At 70.7% G+C, this 22,424-nt stretch carries 17 protein-coding genes and 1 pseudogene; 4 read left to right on the top strand and 14 right to left on the bottom strand.

Features of this window, described 5'->3' with window-relative positions:
* From ETD83_RS25330 to ETD83_RS25315, 3 genes are all read right to left on the bottom strand, one after another.
* Positions 1–905: serine/threonine-protein kinase (locus ETD83_RS25330; protein ID WP_138647704.1), on the bottom strand; the 905-nt coding region annotated here is incomplete at its 3' end.
* On the bottom strand, positions 892–3,192 hold the full coding sequence (locus ETD83_RS25325) for a serine/threonine-protein kinase (RefSeq protein ID WP_138647703.1): 2,301 nt from the start codon (positions 3,190–3,192) through the stop codon (positions 892–894). The genes ETD83_RS25330 and ETD83_RS25325, both read right to left, overlap by 14 nt.
* Positions 3,193–5,159: 1,967 nt before the next feature.
* The gene (locus ETD83_RS25315; protein ID WP_138647702.1) at positions 5,160–6,581 is read right to left on the bottom strand and encodes a hypothetical protein; all 1,422 of its coding nucleotides are present in this window, start codon (positions 6,579–6,581) and stop codon (positions 5,160–5,162) included.
* Between the two features lie 655 nt (positions 6,582–7,236).
* Between ETD83_RS25315 and ETD83_RS25310 the strand changes: the two genes are divergently transcribed.
* Positions 7,237–8,898, top strand: coding sequence for an alkaline phosphatase D family protein (locus ETD83_RS25310; RefSeq protein WP_205717877.1), 1,662 nt, complete (start codon positions 7,237–7,239; stop codon positions 8,896–8,898).
* A gap of 138 nt (positions 8,899–9,036) precedes the next feature.
* Here the strand turns inward: ETD83_RS25310 and ETD83_RS25305 are convergent, their stop codons facing one another.
* The gene (locus ETD83_RS25305) at positions 9,037–10,179 is read right to left on the bottom strand and encodes a winged helix DNA-binding domain-containing protein (protein ID WP_138647701.1); all 1,143 of its coding nucleotides are present in this window, start codon (positions 10,177–10,179) and stop codon (positions 9,037–9,039) included.
* 59 nt (positions 10,180–10,238) lie between these two features.
* Here ETD83_RS25305 and ETD83_RS25300 point away from each other — a divergent pair, with 59 nt between their 5' ends.
* Complete coding sequence (locus ETD83_RS25300) at positions 10,239–11,234, top strand: LLM class flavin-dependent oxidoreductase (protein ID WP_230421163.1); 996 nt, start codon at positions 10,239–10,241, stop codon at positions 11,232–11,234.
* Positions 11,235–11,354: 120 nt separating this feature from the next.
* Here ETD83_RS25300 and ETD83_RS25295 read toward each other — a convergent pair whose 3' ends face one another.
* From ETD83_RS25295 to ETD83_RS25260, 8 genes are all read right to left on the bottom strand, one after another.
* Positions 11,355–11,990 (bottom strand): DUF4360 domain-containing protein, encoded by a 636-nt coding sequence (locus ETD83_RS25295; RefSeq protein ID WP_138647700.1) that lies wholly within the window; start codon positions 11,988–11,990, stop codon positions 11,355–11,357.
* A gap of 41 nt (positions 11,991–12,031) precedes the next feature.
* Positions 12,032–12,685: a DUF4360 domain-containing protein gene (locus ETD83_RS25290; RefSeq protein ID WP_138647699.1), complete on the bottom strand. Its 654-nt coding sequence runs from the start codon at positions 12,683–12,685 to the stop codon at positions 12,032–12,034.
* Between the two features lie 324 nt (positions 12,686–13,009).
* Positions 13,010–13,237: a hypothetical protein gene (locus ETD83_RS25285; RefSeq protein ID WP_138647698.1), complete on the bottom strand. Its 228-nt coding sequence runs from the start codon at positions 13,235–13,237 to the stop codon at positions 13,010–13,012.
* A gap of 179 nt (positions 13,238–13,416) precedes the next feature.
* Positions 13,417–14,181: a S1 family peptidase gene (locus tag ETD83_RS25280; protein WP_171064425.1), complete on the bottom strand. Its 765-nt coding sequence runs from the start codon at positions 14,179–14,181 to the stop codon at positions 13,417–13,419.
* Positions 14,182–14,513: 332 nt separating this feature from the next.
* Positions 14,514–15,656 carry a S8 family peptidase gene (locus ETD83_RS25275; protein WP_205717876.1) on the bottom strand — a complete coding sequence of 381 codons (1,143 nt, stop codon included), beginning with the start codon at positions 15,654–15,656 and terminating at the stop codon, positions 14,514–14,516.
* Positions 15,657–16,049: 393 nt separating this feature from the next.
* Positions 16,050–17,339, bottom strand: a complete 1,290-nt coding sequence (locus tag ETD83_RS25270) for a M14 family metallopeptidase (RefSeq protein WP_138647695.1) — start codon at positions 17,337–17,339, stop codon at positions 16,050–16,052.
* Positions 17,340–17,517: 178 nt separating this feature from the next.
* Positions 17,518–18,078, bottom strand: a complete 561-nt coding sequence (locus ETD83_RS42790; protein ID WP_171064424.1) for a S8 family serine peptidase — start codon at positions 18,076–18,078, stop codon at positions 17,518–17,520.
* 142 nt (positions 18,079–18,220) lie between these two features.
* The gene (locus tag ETD83_RS25260) at positions 18,221–18,547 is read right to left on the bottom strand and encodes a helix-turn-helix domain-containing protein (protein WP_138647694.1); all 327 of its coding nucleotides are present in this window, start codon (positions 18,545–18,547) and stop codon (positions 18,221–18,223) included.
* Between the two features lie 46 nt (positions 18,548–18,593).
* Between ETD83_RS25260 and ETD83_RS25255 the strand changes: the two genes are divergently transcribed.
* Both ETD83_RS25255 and ETD83_RS25250 read left to right on the top strand, forming a co-directional pair.
* Complete coding sequence (locus ETD83_RS25255) at positions 18,594–18,836, top strand: hypothetical protein (RefSeq protein WP_138647693.1); 243 nt, start codon at positions 18,594–18,596, stop codon at positions 18,834–18,836.
* 277 nt (positions 18,837–19,113) lie between these two features.
* Positions 19,114–20,955 (top strand): serine/threonine-protein kinase, encoded by a 1,842-nt coding sequence (locus ETD83_RS25250; protein WP_205717875.1) that lies wholly within the window; start codon positions 19,114–19,116, stop codon positions 20,953–20,955.
* Positions 20,956–20,970: 15 nt separating this feature from the next.
* On the opposite strand, the gene ETD83_RS25245 is transcribed toward ETD83_RS25250, so the two are convergent.
* Complete coding sequence (locus tag ETD83_RS25245) at positions 20,971–21,801, bottom strand: FHA domain-containing protein (protein ID WP_205717874.1); 831 nt, start codon at positions 21,799–21,801, stop codon at positions 20,971–20,973.
* A 105-nt stretch (positions 21,802–21,906) separates the two neighbouring features.
* Positions 21,907–22,424, bottom strand: a pseudogene (locus tag ETD83_RS42785) (hypothetical protein); the annotation flags it as partial.

Below are 22,424 nucleotides of genomic sequence, written 5' to 3'. Positions count from 1 at the left end.
GTGGGCAGCGTCAGATGTGTATACGGGACAGGGTGCGGGGCGGGCGTCGGCGGAATGGGCACCGGTGGGCTCGCCGCTTCGCTCGCCCGGCGGTCGATCTCCGCCGTCACGACCGGCGGTAGCCGGAGGGCGGGTTGAGCCGCCGCCCTCACGACGTCCAACGCGGCGGCCAGGTCGGGCACGGTCGGCCGGGTGGACGCGTCGGGACGCAGGCAGCCGGAGATCAGCGTCCGGAGCCGGTCGTCGGTGATCTCGTCCACTCCCCCGTCGGAGGGCGGCCTTCCCGTGCAGGCGTAGGCCAGCGTCGCGCCGAAGGAGTAGACATCGCTCGCTGGAGAGACCGGCCCGCCCGACTCCTGCTCCGGGGCCATGAATCCCAAGGTGCCCGCCGGTTCCGTCCCTGCCGGAGTCGCGCCGGGACGCAGGTCGGCGGCGATCCCGAAGTCGATCAGCCGCGGTCCGTCGGCCGTCAGCAGGACGTTCGCGGGCTTCAGATCAAGGTGGACGATCCCGGTGCCATGGACGGACGCGAGCGCCTCCACGATCCCCGCGGCCAGTGGAAACACCACATCAGGCGGCAACTGACCCAGCAAGCCGACCGCTTCCCTCAGCGACACGGACGCCAGGAACTGCGTCGCCAACCAGGGAAGCGCGGCGTCGGGGTCGGCGTCCAGGACGCCGGGGCTGTAGCGTCCGCTGACCGTCCGGGTGGCCGCCACCTCGTGGCGGAAGCGTTCCCGGTACTCCGGCTCGCGGGCGAACTCGGCGTGCATCCGCTTCACGGCCACCGGACGGCCGCTCCCGGAACGCCCGAAGTAGATCATCGCCATGCCGCCCGCGCCGATCCGCGCCAGGATCCGGTTGCGGCCTACCGTCCGTGGATCGTGTGGCTCAAGAGCCCGCACGGGGGCCTCCGTCCGGTGGGGCGACGGCTTCCACGTTGCCCTCGCGGGTCCCGACGAAGACCAGGCCGGACGTGCTCGCGATCACCGGATCGCGGTCTATCTGGGCCTTGTGCGTCCACAGGATGCGTCCGTCAGCCGCGTTCAAGGCGTACACCGTGCTGGTGCGGGAGCAGGCGGCGAAGAGCGTGCCACCGGACAGGGCGAGTTCACTGTCGGCGTCAAGGAAGCGGGACCAGCGCTCCTCGCCGGTCGCGGGGTTCATGGCGACCACGCTGCCGTATCCGCCGTCGGCGTACAGCATCCCGCCGGCCGATAGGAGCGACGAACCGTTGAACCAGGTCGGGCCGCGTCCCTTCCGCCAGGCCGGGGTCCCGTCGGCGGCACGCAGCGCATGCAGGACGCCCTGCCGGTCGCCGACGAAGACGAAGCCGTCGCTGACCAGGAACGCATAGATCAGGAAGTTGCCGACGTTCAGCGGGCGGGACCATCTCTGCCGCCCGGTGCGCGGGTCGAGCCCGACCACGGAGGTCTTGCTCACGGCGGCCACCAGGCCGGAGTCAGCCGCCAGCCCCGTCTCGGGGGACACGTCCGCGACCCAGCGCGTCTCGCCGTCGCGCACGCCCACCGCTCTGACCGGACCCTCGTAACCGAAGCACGCCACCTGCCCGGAGATGGCCATGTGCACCGTCCCCTCCCGATAGTTGCCCTCCCAGCGGGTCTCGCCGGTGGCGGCATCGACGGCCGTCAGCCACGGTTGTATGGGACGGCTGAGGTACACCAGCTCGCCGAAGGTCTGACTGCCGTTTCCCGCGTTCTGTCTCCACAGGGTTTTGCCGGTCTGAACGTCCAGCGCGCGAACGTCGCTCTCCTGCCCTTCCGCGACGACCACGCCGTCCGCGGTGAACACCTTGGGGTAGTAGTCGCTGACCTTGGCTTTCCAGCGCAGGACGCCTTGCGGAGGCGGGCTCGGCGACGAGCCTTTCGACGATCGCGGGCCGCTCGCCCGTGGCTGTTCGTTGGCACAGCCCCGGACGACCGCCACCGCGCCGAAGGCCGCGAGCGCGAGGGGCGCGGAAACGACCAGCGCCCTACGACTGAGCTGCCGCGACGCCCCAGGCTGCGGGCCGGGCTGCGGGCCAGGCTGCGGGCCAGGCTGCGGGCCAGGCTGCGGGCCGGGCAGCGCGTCCTCCGGCGAACCGGTGCGTGGGGCGGGCGGTGTATCTGTCGGGGCATGGTCGGCTACGCGCTCGTTCCCGAGCGGCGGCTGCCCGCGTCCATCCGCCCCTGGTTCCGCCGTATGCGCGTCTTGCGATTCGGCAGTCTCCACGTCGAGGACTTGCGCCACATCTCCGGCGGGGGATTTCGGCGGCTGCGTCCGGGGCAGCCCCTTCGGCAGGACCTCCGCTATACGACGGTCGATCGCCTCCGCTAGGGCGGCGGGCAACCACCTGGTGCCTTCGCCGGACGGAGGCGGCGCGTCCTGGCCGATCCGGTCGAGCATGTCCAGGATCTGGACGGGCGAGGGCCGCTCCCCCGGGGCCCGGCGCAGACAGGTGGCGATCAGCCCAGCCAACCCGGGATCGGTGATGCCGCTGAGATCCGCCTGCGCCTCGGCGACGCGGCGGCGCAGGGTGGCGTTGTCGCCGCGGCCGAACGGTTCCCTTCCGGTCGCCGCGTACGCCAGGACGGCGCCGAACGAGAAGACGTCGCTCTTCGGACCGGCCACACGTCCGGACGCCTGCTCGGGCGACATGAAACCCGGCGTCCCCAGGACGGCGCCGACCTTCGTGATCGCCGTGACATCGTCCGGCCGGGCGATCCCGAAGTCGATCACCCGCAAGCCGTCGGCGGTCAGCATGATGTTGCCGGGCTTCAGATCCCGGTGCGTCAGCCCGGCGCGGTGGATGTCGGCGAGCGCCTCGGCCAGGCCGATCGCCAGGACGCGGGTGGGCGCCGCCCCGAGGGCGCCGAACGTCCCGACCGCCTCCCGCAGCGTCAGCCCCGGCAGGTAGGCGGTGACCAGCCATGGGACCGCCGCGTCCGGATCGGCGTCGAGGATCGGCGCGGTGAACGTCCCCGTCACCTTGCGCGCCGCGGCCACCTCCCGGCGGAACCGGGCACGGAACACCGCGTCGGCCGCGTACCGCTCCTTGATGACCTTGACGGCGACCGTCCGGCCACCGGGCGAACGTCCGAGGTAGACCGCGCCCATACCGCCCGCGCCCAGCCGTCCGAGCAGCCGGTAGTCGCCCACCTGGCGCGGGTCGCCCGGTTCGAACGGATCCACAGCCTGCCCTCCGTCACGCCGCCCGAAGGGTCCGGTTCTTCCGACGCTACGTGGACGCTTGGACCCGGAACAGCAGGATTCCACACGACCTTGATGACATACCAATTCGACGCGTACCACTGTGAATTGCGCGCTGCGGCTCCGGCTTCAACGAATGGGCATTTGCGACCCACCCACCACGGCGACCGTCTCGTCCGTAGGTGACGCTCACGAGATCCCGGCGCGGTCAGAGCCCACGCAGGCCATGACGGGCGACTCAAAGCCGATCCCCGACGAGGGGGAAGCCGCGAACAGGGCGTGCCACCTTGAACCACACCACCTATGCCGCGCCGACTCAGCTCCGCACGCTCCCCCACGCGCATTGTCTTCCATCAGACGGAGATCCAGTCCGGTGATGTCATGCGATCCAAACGCCACGGTGACTTCAACGGCGTTTCGCTGACGCCGAACGGGCCGGCGTCTTGGACGCCGACCCGTTCAGGACTCCCTATTCGGTCAGGTATTCGTTCGCAAGCAGACCGCGTGAACCGTCATATTCGTGGCCGACGGTGACCTGCCCCACGCGCTCCAGCCCTGGCCGGCGGGCTGGATGGGCTCGGTCGACGCGAGAATTCCCACGTCCGTGAGCCCCAGGGTCGCCCCGCCCCCCGTCACGGTGTAGCCGACGGGACAATAGACGGCGCCCTGGACCGATTGGTTCGTCCCCGGAACCTGGACGATTGACTGCACGCGGATGGTGTTGGTCACGCCCTGGGCCAAAGGCCCAGTGGGTCCAGTCGGGCCGGCGGCTCCCGTCGGTCCGGTGGACCCGGTTCCGGCCGGTCCCGTCGGACCAGTGGCACCAGCGGCACCCGCAGGACCGGTAGGACCACCGGGACCCGTCGGACCGGTCGCTCCAACTCCGGCCGGACCCGTCGGACCAGTAGCGCCAACGGCACCCGCAGGACCGGTGGCACCGTCCTCACCATCGGCACCCGCCGGACCGGTCGGGCCCGTCGCACCTGCAGGGCCGGTCGGGCCCGTCGCGCCATCGGCACCGTCAGTGCCCGCAGGGCCAGTCGGACCCGTCGCGCCGTCCTCACCAGCCGGACCGGTCGCACCATCAGCACCAGCCGGACCAGTCGCACCTGCCGGACCCGTCGGGCCGGTCGCACCCTCTTCGCCTGCCGGACCAGTAGGACCATCGGCACCTGTCGGACCCGTCGCGCCATCGGCACCTGCGGGACCCATCGGGCCTGCGGGACCAGTCGCGCCGTCGGCACCGGCCGGGCCAGTCGCGCCCTCCGGACCCGTCGGACCCGTCGCACCATCGGCGCCATCGGCGCCCGCAGGGCCGGTTGGACCGGTCGCGCCGTCGGCACCGGCCGGGCCAGTCGCGCCCTCCGGACCCGTCGCACCATCGGCGCCATCGGCGCCCGCAGGGCCGGTTGGACCGGTCGCGCCGTCAGCACCGGCCGGGCCAGTCGCGCCCTCCGGACCCGTCGGACCCGTCGGACCCGTCCCACCATCGGCGCCATCGACGCCCGCAGGGCCGGTTGGACCGGTCGCGCCGTCCTCACCAGCCGGACCAGTTGCACCGTAGAACGATCGTTGGAAATAACGTTCCGCTAGGGGGCCAGCGACCGTAACTTACATCGGCCAGCACAGTTTGGGGCGGTTTATTTCGACCCAGGTTTCGCCTTCTACGTCTCGATCTTCTATGTCCTGGGTTCTGGTTCTGAGATGTCGCGTTTTGGGGTGGAGGAAGCTTTTATATGCGCACGCTGATCGGTCATCGGTTTGTTGTGGAGTCGGCAGCGCGCGCCGAGACTGCTTGAACGTTCGCCTGGAGAGGATGGGTGAGAGTGGCTAGGGCGACGTCTGTGGCGCCATAGGTCGCTATTCGGACATACGAGGTTGGGGCGTGTGGGTCTGAAGTAATTGGCGGCCTTTCGGAGGTCGCCCCGTAAATGTCCGCTACGGTCTGGTCATGGTGCGGAGGAGTTCATCCGGCGCCACGCCACCCAGCCACCTGCGCCTGGCATGCGGGCCGAGATGACGCGCCAGTTCGCTGGAGCGGCCGGCCAGGTTTTGGGGAGAGGTGTGCCCGCCGTCCATGGGACGACGACGACAGTCAAGTCCGTTGGGAGCGGGAAACGGCCGAATCGGTCAATCGGGACCAGGCCGTGTCGGGATTCAAATCCTTGCAGCACCCAAATTCGCCAGTCGAGGCGGGGAAAGTTCACGCCGACTCTGTCGTCGGCCCGAAGCTCCTGCCGCAAGCTGGCCGTGGTGCTGTATCGCTGATCCCAGCTGTTGGCGACGTGATCAGTGGTAGCGAGCACGGCGGCGATATTGAGGACGGCGACCATTCCGGCAGCTCCCAGAACCGCTCGCCTGCCACCGTAGGCGATCAGCGCGGCGGCACCGGCCAGGAACAGCAGTGCCGTAATGGTCGCTGGCCACAGGCGGAACTCCTCCCAGTTCCAGGAGAGGAAACTGGTCTCGGCGAAATCGGTGGAGAGGAAGAAGTTCCGGGAGAGCCGGTCGCCGGCATGCAGCCAGACGATGGCGCCGGCGGCCAGCGTGATGGCCGAGGCGATGGGCACCGCCCGAAACGCGCTGACCGTCGGGGCTTGCATGACGAGGACGGCGGCGGCCAGGAAAAGTATCGGGGCCAAGCAGGTCAGGTACCGGCCGTAGACGAAATTGGCGACCGTGCCCTCGTCCGGTGTGGCGGCCGAGGTGGCGATCGCGAGGCCGACCATGGAGACGGCGGCCTGGGCGGCGACGACACGTGTGCCCAGTGGCAGGGTTTCACGCCGCACGGCGATGGCCAGGGCGACCAGGCCCACTCCGGCGATCCCCCAGGTCGAGACGATCAGGTACCACAGCTTTCCGGAGGTCAGCGAGAGCGTCCAGCCGAGGCCGGAGATGCTGGTGAGCCGGTCGATCAGCAGGTCGTCCAGCCCGTAGGTGCCCCGGGGGTACAGCTTCGCGCGCAGCCAGTCGTTGAGCTGGATTCCCGCGATGGTCATCATGATGAGCAGCCAGGCCGTGACCGTGATGCCGCGCCGGTCCGCCCAGCGCCGCCACCACGCCACGCCCAGGGTTCCCGCGAAAACGATGACGACGACGAAGCCGCGAACGTGGACCCAGGACATGTAGGCCGCCAGCATGCTGGCCAGCGCACCGGAGATCTGCCTCTCGGACACGAGCCAGGAATGCACCAGCAGCAGCCAGCCGAGAACCATCACCGGCAAGACGGCGTCGGTCAATGCGAACTGGCTGTAATGGACGTTCGACGGTATGAGCGCGGTCAGTGTCGCGGCGATGTACGCCGGAATCTGATGCATCCCGAGCCGCCTCAGCGCGAGGTACGCCAGCGGAAGCAGCGCCGCGGCGATCAAGGCGTTGGTGACCAGGACGGCCCGCTATTGGCGAAATCCATGGCAACTCTTCGCCTATCAAGACCAACCGCTCGGCGCCTGGTCCGTTACCGGCGGCCATCACCTCCGGCGAAGTCGCGACGACGCCTCGACTCCGTGGAGGGCGAGCCCTGCCGCCATCTGCTGACGGCGAGCTGCTGACGGCGAGCCGGAGCCGTGGGCTTCGATGGCTGCCTCTCATCGGCATCGCAGCCGCTCCGCTTTTGTCTTTGGCTGCCGGCACGCCGGGGGGTCAGACCTGATCAGGCCGCTGAACAACCGGCGGGCGAACAGCGGCCGCAACGACCCGGCCCATGCCCCAGAACCCCGGCCCGCTGATCGATAGGGAGCGGCGGCCTCCACGTAGAGGCCCCGGATACGCCACACCAGAGCCCATCTTTGAATGGCGAGATAACTAGACCTTATGACGCCATAAGCCGTCTGGATGGCGCCAGAGCTTCATTAGTAAGCCGTCCTACTGGCGCCGATCAGGGGACGACGCCGCCTTTTTTGGGGCGCCAATGCGCAGGTGAGAGGGCCGTTGTTCGCGTCCCGGTCGCTTCGGTGTCAGCTTTCGCCCCTGCCGTCGTTCACCGATCTGCGATCATCCTCCTATATTGATCATAAAGGAGGGTGTATGTCGGAAATGTATCCTCGGCGCCGGTTCCTGGCCACCGGCGGAGCCGCGACGGCGCTGGCCACCGGCCATGTCCTGGTCGGCCCGGCGCTGCTCGGACAGGACGGGGCCGTCGCCGCCGTCCGCGCGCACGGCGGCGCCCCGCTGCCGTCTGGCCTGTTCACCCTCGGCGTCGCGTCCGGCGACCCGTTGCCCGACGGGTTCGTGCTCTGGACGCGCCTCGCCCCACGTCCGGTCGACGGCGGCGGCATGCCCGACCGCCAGGTTCCGGTGGCCTGGCAGGTCGCCGAGGACGAGCGCTTCCAGCGAATCCGAGCGCGAGGGGTGGAGCTGGCGCGGCCCGAGCGCGGGCACGCCGTGCACGTCGAGGTCGGCGGGCTGCGCCCGGACCGCGAGTACTTCTACCGGTTCCGGGTCGAGAAGGAGGTCTCGCCCGTCGGCCGCAGCCGGACGGCGCCGTCCGCCGGCACGGTCAACCGGCGGTTGCGGTTCGCCTTCGCCAGCTGCCAGAGCTGGCAGGACGGCTACTACACCGCCTACCACCACCTGGCGCAGGAGGACCTGGCGTTCGTCGCCTTCCTCGGCGACTACATCTACGAGTCCGTCCCGCGGACGACGACCGTCCGCACCCATGAGGGCAAGGACGAGCCGTACACGCTGGTCGAGTACCGCAACCGGCATGCGCAGTACAAGACCGACGCCGACCTGCAGGCCGCGCACGCCGCGTTCCCCTGGATCGCGACATGGGACGACCACGAGGTCGACAACAACTGGGCCGACGAGATCCCCCAGGACCCGGACAAGCAGCCGCACGACAAGTTCCTCGCCCGCCGGGCCGCCGCGTTCCAGGCCTACTACGAGCACATGCCGCTGCGCAGGTCCGCCCGCCCGCGGGGGATCGACATGCGGCTGCACCGCAGGCTCGGCTTCGGCCGGCTCGCGACCGTGCACGTGCTCGACACCCGGCAGTACCGCAGTGACCAGCCGGTCACCCTCGCCGAGGCCAACGACCCGGCCCGCACCATGACCGGCGCGGAGCAGGAGAAGTGGCTGGTGGACGGCATGTCCCGCTCCGGCGCCCGCTGGAACCTGCTGGCCAACCAGCTGATGTGGGCGTCCAACGACCGCAAGGCAGGCCCCGACCAGGTCTTCGACTTCGACAATTGGGACGGCTACCGGGTGCAGCGCCGCCGCATGCTGGAGTTCTTCGGCTCCGGCCGGGCGTCCAACCCGGTGGTGCTCACCGGGGACCGGCACGCCACCTGGGTGTGCGACCTGAAGCCCGACTTCGACGACGAGGCGTCCCCGGTCACGGGCGCCGAGATCACCGGGACGTCGATCAGCTCGGGCGGCGACTCCGACCCCGTCGCCTTCCACCGGACGTACGACCCGATCATGGCCGAGAGCCCGCACTGGAAGTACATCAGCAACCGGCGCGGCTACGTCGTCTGCGACGTCAGCCCGTCCCGGCTGCTGGCGTCGCTCCGCATCGTCAACACGGTGTGGGCGCCGGGCGACACGACGATCGCCACGGCCGCGCGGTTCGAGGTCGAGGCGGGACGTCCCGGGATCCGCGTGGTCGACCAGATATCGCCCGAGAGCGAGGAGCGATCCCTCACGAAGTCGTCCCGCCGTTACGAGGTCGACGACGACCAGTTCTGACCCGATCCCGCGACCATCAGTGATTCGGTGAGCGCGAATCCGTCCCTCCGGGCGTGGACCCCACCCAGACACGCCACGCCCGGCCATTGATCACGGCTCGGGCCGACCGACCGACCGGCAGGCCGCGAGTGGCGAGCGTCAGGCGTGGCCTCCGACGGTGACCGGGCCGATCGTGAAGGTGGTCCTGGTTGCCTCCAGGACGTGCGCCACACGCTCGACCTGGTCCTCCAGGTCCGTGTGCTGCGCCTTGGTCAGAGTGACGAGCGGCTCCGCGGTGATGTCGATGCGGCGGCCCGAGCGGCGCTGGTGCCACAAACCGGCGACGACGCCGTCCACGAGCAGCAGCTGGAGGTTGGCGCGCAGCGCCCGCTCACCGGCGGGTCCCGGATACAGCAGCTCTGGGGGCTGGTTGCCGACCCGGTAGGCGTAGACGTCGAAATACGGCAGCAGCCGCACGCCGCGTGGTGCGTCCGATGGTCCATCGGTGTCGCCCGCCGCGACCCACGCCTCCGCGCCCTCCACCTCCACGCGTTCCAGGTCGAGCGACGCGAACAGATCAACCGCCCACGGGACGGGGGCGTTCAGCCAGTGCGCGAACCGGGCGGGCGTCGAAGGTCCGTAAGCGTGCAGGTAGGAGCGGACGAGCCAGGCGAGCGCCGCGTCCGCCGGGGCGGGCTGGAAGCCGGGGAGCAGGCGTCGCGGGCTGGAGTAGGTGACCTTGCGTCCGCGCGCCGGGCCGAAGCACATCGCGCCGCGCTGCCCCGCCCGCGCCATCGCCTGCCGCCAGCGCGGCCACAGTGTCTGGAACGCCGGCATGACCAGGTCGCCCGCCCACGATCCGGTCCGCTCGACGACGGCCTCACCGAGTTCGTCGACGGTCAGGTCGGCCTCGTCGACGGCGGCGGCGATGGCCGCGATGACCTCCTCGGTCTGCTCGGCGGTCATGCGCACGCCGTGCTGGAACGGGCTCGGCGCCGGAGGCAGCGCCGACAGCGCCCCCGCCCACATCGGCAGGTCGCGCGCGGACAGCACATGCACCGTCCCGCGCGGCCCGTGCGCCTTGACGAGGCTTCGCTCCTCCCACAGCGCGCTGCGCACGTCGGCGCGGGTGGCTCCGTCCAGGCGCAGCCCGATCCCGAGCTCCGCCGCCGTCATCACCTGCGCGTGGACGCCCGCCATCCCCGCCGCCACCTGCGCGCAGCCGTCCTTGGACGCGACCGACAGCGCATGCCGCTCCAACCGCCGCGCGCACACGTCCGCCCATGACATCGTGACCGTCATCGCAGGCTCCTCAGCGTCCGTTCCGCAGCGGAATGTCGTGTCCGAGCTAGGCTATGTGGGTGGCCGGACGCTCCGTCCCGCATCACCGTTCGCCCGCGTTCCGCCTCGCGCCCGGCGTCGCCATGGTCCCCTCCGCCGCGGATCTCGTCATCGGAAGGACGCGCATGGACATCGGAATCGGCCTGCCCGCGACCATCCCCGGCACCCCGGGCACGCGGATCGTCCAGTGGGCGAGGGCCGCCGAGGACCGCGGCTTCTCCACGCTCGGCGTGATCGACCGCCTGGTGTACGGCAACTGCGAACCGCTCGTGACGCTGGGCGCCGCTGCCGCGGTCACCGAGCAGATCCGGCTGATGACCTCGATCCTGCTGGTGCCGTTCCGCGGCAACGCCGCCCTGCTCGCCAAGCAGGCCGCGACCGTCAACCACCTGTCGGGCGGACGGCTCGTGCTCGGCATGGCCATCGGCGGATACGAGGACGACTACGCCGCCTCCGGCGTCCCCTTCTCCGGACGGGGCCGCCGCTTCGACGCGATGCTGGACGAGATGACGCGGATCTGGGCCGGTGAACCCCGCGGAGCCGCCGGGGCGATCGGTCCCCAGCCCGGTGTGCCGCCCGCGCGGCTCGTGTTCGGCGGCCACGGCGAGCGGCCCTTCGCCAGGGTCGCCGCGCGCGGGGCGGGCTGGATCGCGGGGAGCCGCGGCGTCGACGCGTTCCGGGAGGGCGCGCGGGCGGTGCGGCAGGCGTGGGCGCGGCACGGCCGCGACGGCGAGCCGCGGCTGATGGCGCAGCCGTACTTCGCCCTCGGCCCCCGGGCACGGGCGGACGCCGAGTCCTTCCTTTTGGACCACTACGCCGTCGAAGGGTGGGACGCGGACAAGGTCGCGTCGCTGGCGCTCACCGACGCCACGGCCATCCGCGATGCCGTCGCCGCCTACGAAGAGGCCGGATGCGACGAACTCATCCTCTTTCCATGCAACCCCGACCCGGACCAGGTACACCTGCTGGCGGACGCCCTCCGCGGTGGGCGGCCGGTCGGCGGGGTGAATGGGTGAACCCCGCCGGTCGCCGGGGCGGCGGGGCGGCCGGCGGCTCGGCGGGGTGGCCCGGTCACGGAGACCGGGCCGCGTCCTTCTGGATGAAGGGCGCGGCCCGATCAGTCCGGTATCAGGCTCCTAGCACTTCTTCCAGGAGATGTGGTAGATCGTCTTCACGCTGCCGTCGGTGGAGTCGAAGGACATGAAGCTCGTCTCCTTCGAACTGCCCTTGTTCACGCGCAGCTCGGTGTTGACGTTGAGGTTGCGCTCCTCACCACAGGGCTTCCACACCAGCTCTGCCACGTCCGTACGGTCCGTGAACTGCCAGTTGTTGGAGTACGGGCCGTTGACGGTGTGGCTCTTGGGCGTCGTCTGCGACAGGCCCTGGAAGTAGTAGTTCGCGCGTTCCAGACCGGATGCGCCCTTGGCCAGATGCGCGAATCCGCGGTAGTCCGCGCTCGCGATCGCATACGTGAATCCCTGCGGGATGTTGATCTGCATGCTGATCTGGCAGTTCTTGCGCATGTCCGTGGGGTTGGAGTCCCCGCCGGCCTGCGCCATGTAGTCGCTGTAGGTGACCGTGAACGACGTGGCGTCACTCGACGGGGCCACCGCGGTGGTCCCGGCGGGGCAGCCGGAGCCGTTCACGGTCTTCACGTCGATGGTGATCCGGTCGGGGGCCGAGAGAGCGTTCGCCGAGGCCGACGGGATGACGCCCGCGGTGAGGGTCAGGGCGGCGAGGCAGGCTGCCGAAGCAGTCACTCCTTTGCGCATGGATTTTCTCCTTTGGGGGTTTGCGCGGGGTGGGGCGGAGATTACGGGCAGGTCTTCCACGAGAAGTGGTAGGTGGTCTTGATGCTGCCGTCGGTCGAGTCCATGGCAATGAAACTCGTCTTCGCCTTGTCGGTGCCGACGCTGGCGCGGATCTCGGTGTTGATGTTGAAGTTCCGCTGCTCGCCGCACTTCTTCCACACGAGCGCGCCCACGGGAATCTTGTCGGTGAACTGCCAGTTGTTGTCGTAAGCGCCCGGGATGTTGTGCTGGATCACCCCGGTCGGCGAGTTGCCCTGGAACCAGTAGCTGGCCTTCTGGACGCCCGACGCGCCCTTCTCCAGGAAGGCGTACCCGCGGTAGTCCGTCTGCGCGATGGCGTAGGTGAAGCCCTGCGGAACGTGCACCTTCATGCTGATCACGCAGTTCTTGCGGCCATCGGTGGGCTTGGAACTGCCGCCCGCCTGCGCCATGTAGTCGCTGTAGGTGACCGTGAAGGCTTCCTTGTCGTCCGAGATGGCGACGGCGGTGGTGCCGGCCGGGCAGCCCGAACCGTTGACGGTCGCGATGTCGATGGTGACGCCATCGGGCCCACGGGTGAGGAGCCTCGACGACGCCGCGGTGGCCGGGGAGATGGACGCCGCGGTCAGCCCAAGCGCCGCGGCGGCCGCGGCGGTAATGGCGATCCCTTTACGCATGTGATTCCTCTTCGCTGGGAGTGGACGCATTTTTTTCTTCGGCGACCGAAGAGGCGAGTGCCGCAAATCCGGATTAATCGGCACTCGTCAATGGACGTAGATCCAGGATCTGGAATGGAGCGTAACTTTCACACCTGGTGCTGTCAATCATCGGTTTTTAACTTTTCTTGACCCGCTTTCAATTGGTTGGCGGGCGCATGCCATCAAGCTTGATCATCGATTATCGAATGTCAACGGCCATCTTTTTGACAAGGACCGTTCCATTAAGATGATCAACATCGATAAACCCATGGGCGACGGCCGTCTGCGGACACGGTCCGCAGGTCAGAGAGCCGTCTTCGAGCCGGTTGGAGCGAGCCGGAGCAGCCGCGCGCGGAGGTCTTCCGGAGTGTCGGCGTCCACCACGTCGACCTCGTTGACCTGGTCGAACGGCAACGGCCCGCGCAGCGCCCACCACCTCCGGTGGTCGGAGACGAGGAATCTCCACGCGGGAAAGTCGCGCTCCAGTTCGGCCTTGGCGGCCGCATGGGGTGTCGTGCCGGCAGAACGCATGACGATGTCTCTCTTCGTGTCTTTCTCTGCGCGCATTGCGACGAAAGCACCCAGTTGTGGGCCCCGCGCGCTGTTGAAACGGTTCGCTGTTAAATGATTCGGCCCTGGAACCGGCGCGGCGGCCCGCGCTGTGGAAGGGGCGGGCCGCCGCGCCATGGGGAGACCGAACGGCTAACCGATCACCGGCCGATGGTCCGGTCGATCCAGCTCCGGTACCTGGTCACGTCGCTGTACGCGCCGAAACCGGAGCCGTCGGTGGGCTTGTTCCCCGCGGTGCAGGTCCCGATGAGCTTTCCGGTGGCGGTCAGCATCGGCCCGCCCGAGTCGCCTCCCGCGGTGTCGCCGTCGTTCTCGATGCACAGGGTGGCGCCGAGCACATTGCAGCGTGAATCGTAAATGGTTCCTTCGGAATACTTGAGAACGTCGGAAAGTTGGGACCAGTCGGATCGCTTGTAGCCGTATCCAAAGACCCTTTCGCTCGTTCCCGTGGCCGCGTCGCCCGGGCCGCCGAGCGCCGGATACGGGGCCTGGACGTCCTTGTCGATCCGCAGCAGCGCGATGTCCGACCCGGACGGCTCGCTCAGCTGCTCGGTGACGTTCGCCGTCTGGCCGCCGCTCTCGCGCCGCAGGGAGCCCGCCCGGACGGAGATGGACCCGCCGATGCAGTGGTCGGCCGTCAGGACCCAGTGCGCCGCCACCAGCGACGCCGTGCAGGCGAACCGGCCTCCCTTGTACAGCGCGGCGATGAACGGGGGAGCCTCGGTGGCGTTGTGGCCACCGACGATCGGCACCCGCCCGCTGTTCCGCGCCTTTCCGGCCGCGGGGGCGGGGGCGCCGGCGTCCGGCGGGAGGGCCGGAGCGTGGACCTCATTCGGGTAGGGGTCGCCCCCATTGGGCGCGTCCGGTTCATCGGCCGTCGCCGGCGCGGCGAAAGCCGCGGCCATGATCAGGACGGCACCGCCGGAAATTGCGGCTGCGCGCCCGGGCATTACTCGATTGGTGCGGGGCATCCGATCCTCTTTCCGCTTCGCGATTGATGCACTCCCCACCATCGATTGGGAGGCGGACAGGAACAATCCGGGAAAGGGTGCGCGACCCTACCTATCTATTGTCGCCGGATTCGTTCGGGCGCCTGGCCGCGAACACTTCTGCCGGTTGCCCCTGGACGGCCAATTGACTTCCACGCTCCCCATTCGGCGACGCCGATGACCCGCCCAGGATCACCGGGTGGGTCATCGGCGCCGTCCGCCTGCTCGGCTCGTTCCCGTTCGGCTCGTTACCGACCGGCCGGGAAGGGCGGGGGCGCGGCCAGCTTCGTCACGTTGAGCAACCGGTTCGGCGAGCCGCTGCCGGGGTTGCCGATGACCCCGGTGTCGGCGGCCGCGATGACCGCGTCATGGGCCTCGGCCGGACCGGCGCCCGGGTGGCCCTCAAGGAAGACCGCCAGCGCGCCCGTCACGTGCGGGGCGGCCATCGACGTCCCGCTCATCGCGGCCCTGCCGGTGTCGGACGCGTGGCTCGCGGACACGATGCCGCTTCCCGGCGTGAACACGTCCACGCACCGGCCGTGGTTGGAGAAGCTCGACCGGGAGTCGCCGCTGGTGCTGGACGCGACCGTCACGGCCCCCGGGACGTCCGCGGGCGTGCTGCCGCAGGCGTCGGCGCTCTCGTTGCCCGCGGCGACGTCGAACTGGATCCCGGCGGCGATGGCGGCCTTCGTCGCGTCCCGGATCGCCTGCGGCTCGGCGTCGTCGCCGCCGGAGGCGAGGCTCATGTTGCCCACGGACGGCCCCCGGGCGTTCTTCAGCACCCAGTCCAGGCCCTCGACGGTGTCCCTGTCGGGTGCGCTGCCGTCGCAGCCGAGCACCCGGACGCCGACGAGCCTGACGCCCTTGGCGACCCCGTACTCCTTGCCGCCGATGGTGCCGGAGACGTGCGTGCCGTGCCCGTTGCAGTCCTGCGCCTCGGCGTCCTCGTCCACGAAGTCGTGGCCGTGGGAGGCGCGGCCCTCGAACGTGCCGTGGCCGACGCGGATGCCGGAGTCCACGACGTACACGGTGACGCCGCTGCCCGTGGCCGGGTAGGTGTAGGAGCCGTCGCTCTTGCCGTCGACGCGGTCCAGGCCCCACGAGGGCGGGTTCGGCTGCGTCCCGGCGCCGGCCGCCCGCACCATCAGGGACTGCTGGACGTAGCGGACCCGCGGACCCGCGGCGAGCCGTCCGGCCTGGGCGGCGCTCATCTTGACGGCGAAGCCGCGCAGCGCCGCGCTGTAGACGGTCTCGACGGAGCCGCTGTAGCGAGCCGCCAGCTCCTCGGCCTGCTCGGACACCCCCGCCTCGGCACCCGCGGCGAGGGACGTGGCGCCGTCCAGGGCCACGATGTAGTGCCCCTCGATCGCTCCGGCGGCGCCGGCGTTCATGACGGCGCCCTCGGCGGCGGCGTGCGCCGGGCCCGTGAACCCGAGACCGCCCAGCAGGGCGGCGACCGCAAGCCCTGCGTACCAGGCCGCCGGCCCTGATCGTTTCGTGCGGTGGGGACGATTCGTGCGGGGGGGCGTTCATCCTCGCTACCTCCTGTGCGGATGCGGCGCCACGGCCGGTCGGGCGGTGGCGCCACCACGATGAGGCGCGACGGATGGGCTAACAATCCGGGGAACTGTAGGTAGGTCTACGTATTGCACAGAGCCAAGGCCGGGGGTCGAGACAGGGCCGGGGCCGCGGCTTTGTGCGCCGGTGCTTGACCGGGTGCTGCCGCGGCCCCTGCTCTCCGCCGGAGGCGCTGGTCTCCGGATGGTTGCTCGCCCAGGAGGACGTCAGCAGTACTGGTCCTGCTTGCCGATCGCCCGGTACGGGCAGTCCGCGTACCCGGTCAGGGCCAGCACGGCCGCCCGGTTGCGGGTGGTCTCCCGGACGATGACCTCGTCCGGCGGGTAGAAGTCGGCGTTCCGCGGATACATCTCGAACGTGTACGAGAAGATGTCGTGCTCGGCCCACATCCAGTCGTTGACCGACCCGTCGGTGATGTACAGGTCGCTGGACTGCTGCGGGGTGTAGCGGTTCGTCGCCGCCATCTCGCGGCCGATCGTGGCGAACGTCCGGTTCGCGTCCGCGCTCATGTCGGGCCCGGTGTCGTCGTAGGTGTGGCCCATGGGCCACAGCACCAGCTCGCTGTAGGTGTGGAAGTCGATGTGCGCCTTGATCTGCTGCTTGCCGCCCACGACGCGGCTGCGCACGTAGTTGGCGACCGCCTTGGTCTCGACGCCGGCCTCCGGCGAGGGCCCGCGGTACGTCTCGGCGCCCGGAGTGCCGGACGAGCCTCCGCAGCAGCCCCACTTGTAGGCCCAGTTGCGGTTGAGGTCGATGCCGGTCGCGCCGGTGACCGGCTGGCGGTTGTGGCGCCACATCCGGTACTGGCCGGTCGCGATGTCGTACTCCAGGCCGTCCGGGTTCACCGACGCGATGATCACGATCTCCCGGCCGTCGACCAGTTCGGTGATCTTGCTGTCGGTGCCGTGGCCGTCGGTGAAGAGATTGGCGGCGTAGAGCGCCATCTCGGGGGTGAGATGCTCGCGGGCGTGCTGGTTGGCGGTGAACAGGACTTCGGGCTCGTCCTCGTCGGCCGCCACATTGTCGCTGATCTTGATGGCCGGGATATCACGGCCCTGGTACGTCTTGCCGACGGTGACGCGCTTGGCGATGCCGGAGTGCTCCCGGGCGATCTTGTCGAGCTCGGCGACGATCTCCGCGTAATCGTGATAGAGCGCGTCCTCCGGCGGATAGCCGAGTTTCAGGGCGAGCTCGTCGACCCGGTAGCCGAGCCTCCTGATCCGCTCGGCCTGGCCTGGCTGCCCGGTGATCACGACCGAGTCCTTCTTGACCTCGTCGATGGAGACGCCGGTGCCGGCGATGACCGTCCGCTCCTCGCGGGTGTCGGGGCCGGTCACCTTGTACCGGTGCGGGAGGGGTTCGCTCTGGGCGGGAGCCTTGCCGTAGGAGCCGGACGGCCCGTGGGAGCCGCTCGTGTCGGCGAGCGCCGAGGGGAGCACGAGCGAGGTACCGGCCAGCAGGGCGCCGACCGCAAGGGCGAGGGGACGTTTTCGCATAGGGAATCTCCGTTGCCTTCTGTGAAGCACGGCTGCTTTCCGTGAAGCACGACGGCGTGCCGGCGAGAAACCCCCGGGTATGCGGCCTGGCCCGCCTTACCATTCCCCGTGATTTGCTATGTTGAGATCACCGCATGCCGAAACAATCCGCGATGAGTTACGTGGGCAAACCGTATTGTTACGGCGGCCGCGCGTGCCGGACAAGGCCGCGGCGCCCAGAATTTATTGACGCTGTCAGGTAGTGCCAAGACCCGGAACAAGGACGCGCGGGACGCCACCCAGAAAGTGACATGCAAAAAGTGACAGGCACACGGGCGGCGAAAACGGGCGGATCCCGTGGACGCATCTCAGGGAGCCGAGGGCGGGGAGCCGGTGCCCTGCGGAAGATGCGGCCACGGGACGTCCGCCCGCCGGAGCCGGGAGATTCGGAACGCCCCGGCGCCTGCCTTCCTCTGCCGTCGCCGGTCAGCCGAGCCCGGTCACGTTGAGCAGCCTGTTCGGGAACCGGTCCCGTGTTGCCGACCTTGCCGGACTCGGCCGCGGTCGCAAGCGCGTCGTGCACCTGCTGCGCGGTGGCGCCCGGGTGGGCGGACAGATACAGCGCCGCTGCGCCCGCCGCGTGCGGCGACGCCATGGACGTGCCGTTCATCGTGGCCGTCCCGCCGCCCATCCGGGTGGAGACGATGGCGCTGCCCGGCGCGAACAGGTCGAGGCAGAGTCGCTTCTTCTTCACATGCATCCCTCTGCTCCTCCGTGGGGTTGCCTGAGCCGCGGGGAGGAGGGCTCAGGCCCGGGGGCAAGGTTCACCTTCGCCGCCGGAGCAGGGGCTTGCAATCCGTGGTGCGGTAGGCAGGGGTACGTGATCATGCACCCCGGACGGGTCACTTCCGGCTGACCTCGGCCCGCGAACTGACCTTGAGCTTGCGCAGCACCTTCGCGACGTGCTGCTCCACGGTGCGCGTCGACAGGAACAGCGCGCCGGCGATCTGCCGGTTGGAGTGGCCGAGCGCCACCAGCCTCGCCACCTCGCTCTCGCGGGGTGAGAGCTGGTCGCCGTAGCCGCGGCGGCCCCGGCGGGACGGCAGCGTGACACCGTGCCCGCGCAGCACCCGGCGGCAGCGCGCGGCATCCCGCAGGGCACCCAGCGCGGCGAACTCCTCCGCGAGCAGCGCGAGGTCCCGGGCACCGCTGTCGTCGACCGTGGTCATCCGGCACCGGGCCGACGCCTCGGCGGCACGGGCCGCCTCGTAGCCGGTGCTCGCGGGCGCGCACGTCCTGCAGCGGTTCAGGCGCGGGCGGCAGCCGGTCGGCGAGTTCGGGCAGGTAGGGGCGCAGGGCGCCGCAGACGGGGCTGAGCCCGGCGACCCGCTCACCGGCCAGATGGCGCAGCAGCTCGAACACGGGCCCGTACGGGAACGGCTCGCGGAGCGGATGGCAGTTGCCGGACAGGACCCGGCGCCCGCGCGCCGACGGATGCCGGAGCGCCTCGTGGGATGAGCGGGGGGTTCATATGCGGCTCCGGCGGGTGTTGCCGCGATGGACACCGTGACGGAGCGATACCGGGCGATCACCGCGGTGACGTCGAAGCTAAGCCTTCCGGACCGCCGCGACAACCCCGGCGCCCGGATTCGCGTGTCCGGGAAACGGTGTGTGTCCGGACCGTCACCCAGTAGGTTGGTCGCGCGACGCCGGGCATCGCCGGGTATGTCGTGTATGGGCCGTGTGTAGGTGGTGGACGGGCCGTGTCGGGCGGCGCCGGCTGAGAGGAGCCACGGTGCGTCTGGGAGCGCTGATCGCCGGACGGTACCGGCTCGTCAAGGGGCCGATCCGCGGCGGCACCGGCGAGGTGTGGCACGCCGAGGACACCCGCCTGCCGCGCACCGTCGTGCTCAAGCGGGCCGCGTTCCGCGACGACCGCTCCGGCGCCTTCGACCGGTTGTGGTCGGAGGCCCGCGCGCAGGCCAGGTTCGGCCATCCGCACGTGGTGACGCTGCACGACATCGTCGAAGAGGAGGCGGACGGGCAGGTGACGTCCTGGCTCGTCCTGGAGCATGTGCCGGGCGGCAGCCTGGACGGGTGGCCGGCGATGTCCCCGGAGGCCGCGGCCCGCGTCGGCGCGCAGATCGCCGCCGCGCTGGCGGCCCTGCACGACCAGGGCATCGTGCACTGCGACGTCAAACCGGGCAACATCGTCGTCACCGCGGACAGCACGGCCAAGCTCGCCGACTTCGGCGCCGCCTACCGGCTGGGCGGCACGGACACGATCACGCCGAACGGCCCCGTCAGCCACACTCCCGCCTTCGCCGCGCCCGAGGTTCTGCGCGGGCACCCGGAACCGGCGTCGGACGTGTACTCCTTAGGCGCCACGGTCTACGCGCTGGCCACCGGCGCCCCTCCCGGCGCCGAGCCGGAATATGACGGGCTGGGGCCGCTGGGCGGCGTCCTCGACGCAATGATGCAGGCGGCGCCGGAGGACCGGCCGGGCCCGGACGAGGCGCGCCGCATGCTGGACGACATCGCCGGAACCGAGCAACCGGAACCGCCGGGCCATGCCGCCCCGACCGACAACGACGGGCCGGGCGCCGTGGGTGGACGGACCACGGCGTGGGGGCGTCCGGCGGCGTTCGTCCGGCGGCATCCGCGGCCCGTCGCGGCGGTGGTGGTCGCGGTCGCGGCGGTGGCCGTCGCGGCCGCGGTCGTGATCCCCTCCGGCGGGCAGGAGGCGCCCGCGCGGCGCAAGCCCGCGTCGCTGATCGGCGACCCGCGCACCGCGGACCCCTGCGCGCTCGCCGACCCGGCCGCGCTCGGCAGGTTCGGCGAGGCGGAACTCGACAACGACTACGGCAACTTCGACCGGTGCGACGTGCTCGTGTCCGTGGGCGAGGCCGAGCACGACGTCATCGACGTCAGGATCGGCATGGCGACCGGCGCGGGACCGGAGTCGGGCGGCGGCCCGGCGCGGACGATCGGACGCGTCCGGGTGGTCGCGGAGGCGCCGGAGGAGGGCGAGTGCGGCCGGATGCTGGTCCTGCCGTCCCCTGACGGCGGCACCACGGTCTCGATCGACGCCCGGCAGACCGACGAGCCGCCCGCCGGGGCCGCTCCCGCGCCGCTGTGCCCGATCGCCGACACCGCCGTCGCGTCCGCGGCCGCCGTGCTGAACCGGGGCCCGCTCCCGCGCCGGACGCCGCCGTTCCCGCCGCAGTCGCTGGCGCACAAGGACACCTGCACGATGCTCGGCAACGACGCGCTCGACGTCGTCCCGGGGATCGACGCCCGCGATCCGGAGATCGACTACGGCGGGTGGGGCTGCGAGTGGCACAGCACCACCCAGGACATCCAGGTCAAACTGCGGTTCGACCGCGGCCAGCCGCTCACCGCCGAGGACGGCAGCCCCACCCGGCTCGGCGGGCGCCGCGCCTTCGTCGAACCGGACGGGGAGGGCGGCGGGACGTGCCTCGTCCGGGTCGTCCACCGCACGTACGCCGACCAGCACGGCGATGACGCGATCGAGATGCTGTTCCTCGTCGTGCAGGGCGAGCCGCCCACGGAGCGGCTGTGCTCGATGGCGACCAGCCTCGCCGGCGCGGCGGCCGCGCGGCTCCCCGCCGCCTGAACCGGGGGAACCGCGCTAGCCGTCGATGAGGGCGAGGTCCTCGGTGCGGAGCCTGGTGTGGACCAGCAGCGCGACGATCAGGTTGTGGTTGAGCGCGTTGCCGATCGGCGCCGGGATCTCCTCCTCGCGGAGCCCGCCCACGTGCGGGCTGAGCCGGTTGCGCACCTCGGTGACGACGCGGGCGGCCTTCCGCCAGTTCCAGTTCTCGGCCGGGCGGAGCCCGCCGATCTCGTCGGCGACCTGCGCCCACGTGAGCGGCTGCGGCCAGGGCTCCTGCCGCAGGTACCGCTGGGCCAGGCAGACCAGGACGAGCCGCTCCTGGTCACTGAGCCGCCACGGGGTCGCGCGCTCGGCGTTCGCGCGCTCGGCCTCGGGGTCGTCCGGGTCGTAGGTCGCGAGCTCGTGCACGTCGACCGGACCGGACGACGCCTGCCCGGCGGCGATCCGCACTTCGAGCAGATGCTCCTGACCTGGCGAGACGATGAACAGCGGCGTGTACATGACCGGCAGCTCCGCCCGGTGCCCGCCGAGCACCAGCCGCGACCCGGGGAACCGGATGGCGAGCTTTCCGAGGTTGTACAGCACCCAGCGGGAGTGCTCGCGGGTGATGATGCCGTGCTGCCGGCTGACGCGCGTGTCGTCCCCGCCGACGCAGACGTGGACGTCCGGCGCGCACCGTCCGAACACGACGTTGAACCGGGCGTCGGGCGACACCCGCATCCCGCCGTTCGAGCCCTTGACGAACAGCGTCCCGGGCTCGGCCGGGGGCAGGCCGGTCGCCAGGCTCCCGATCTCCTCCGGGAGGATGTCGACCTTGCCCGGCGGCTTCCGCATCATCGTCGACATGCGACCCCGTCCTCTCTGCGTACGCACCCGCGCTCAGCGTAACCCGGCGCCGCGGGAGGGGTCCCGCCCTCGATATGGCAGGGCTCGGTACCGGCCGGGCTGGACTCAGTAGACGCCTTCGGCGCCGAGGTTGGAGCCCGCGCTCCCCTGGCCGCCCATGACGTTGTTGCCGTCCACCTCGACGGTGAAGCTGCTCCCGCCGGACGGGGCGCGGTATGCCAGCTTCCACGTGATCCGCGGCGGCCAGAGGGGCATCGGGACCGTCTTCCGCCAGGGCAGCCTCACGTCCTCCAGCTTCGTGGTCTTCCCGTTGACCATGTAGGTCAGCGAGGCGGCCGTCCCGCTGCCCTCGACGTTGAAGGTGATCTCGCCCCGCGTCCCGGTCGGGGTCGGCGACGGCGAGGACGAGGCGGCCGCCGAGGCGGAGGTGGTGGACGAGGGCGCGGTCGACGACGCGGCCTTCGCGCCGGTCCCGCCGTCCCGCATGAGGGACCAGAGCACGGCCGGGATGCCGATGGCGACGAGCAGGGCGACGGCGGCCGCGGCCCCGATCAGCAGGGCGCCGCGCCGTCCCGTCCCGCCCGGGTTCGTCGGCTGCCCCGGCGTGAACGGAGGCATGGTGG

Origin of the sequence: Actinomadura soli (assembly GCF_005889715.1) — a bacterium.
Classification (GTDB): domain Bacteria; phylum Actinomycetota; class Actinomycetes; order Streptosporangiales; family Streptosporangiaceae; genus Spirillospora; species Spirillospora soli.
The sequence above is the reverse complement of the archived record's forward strand: the minus strand, read 5'-3'. Positions and strand labels throughout refer to the sequence as shown.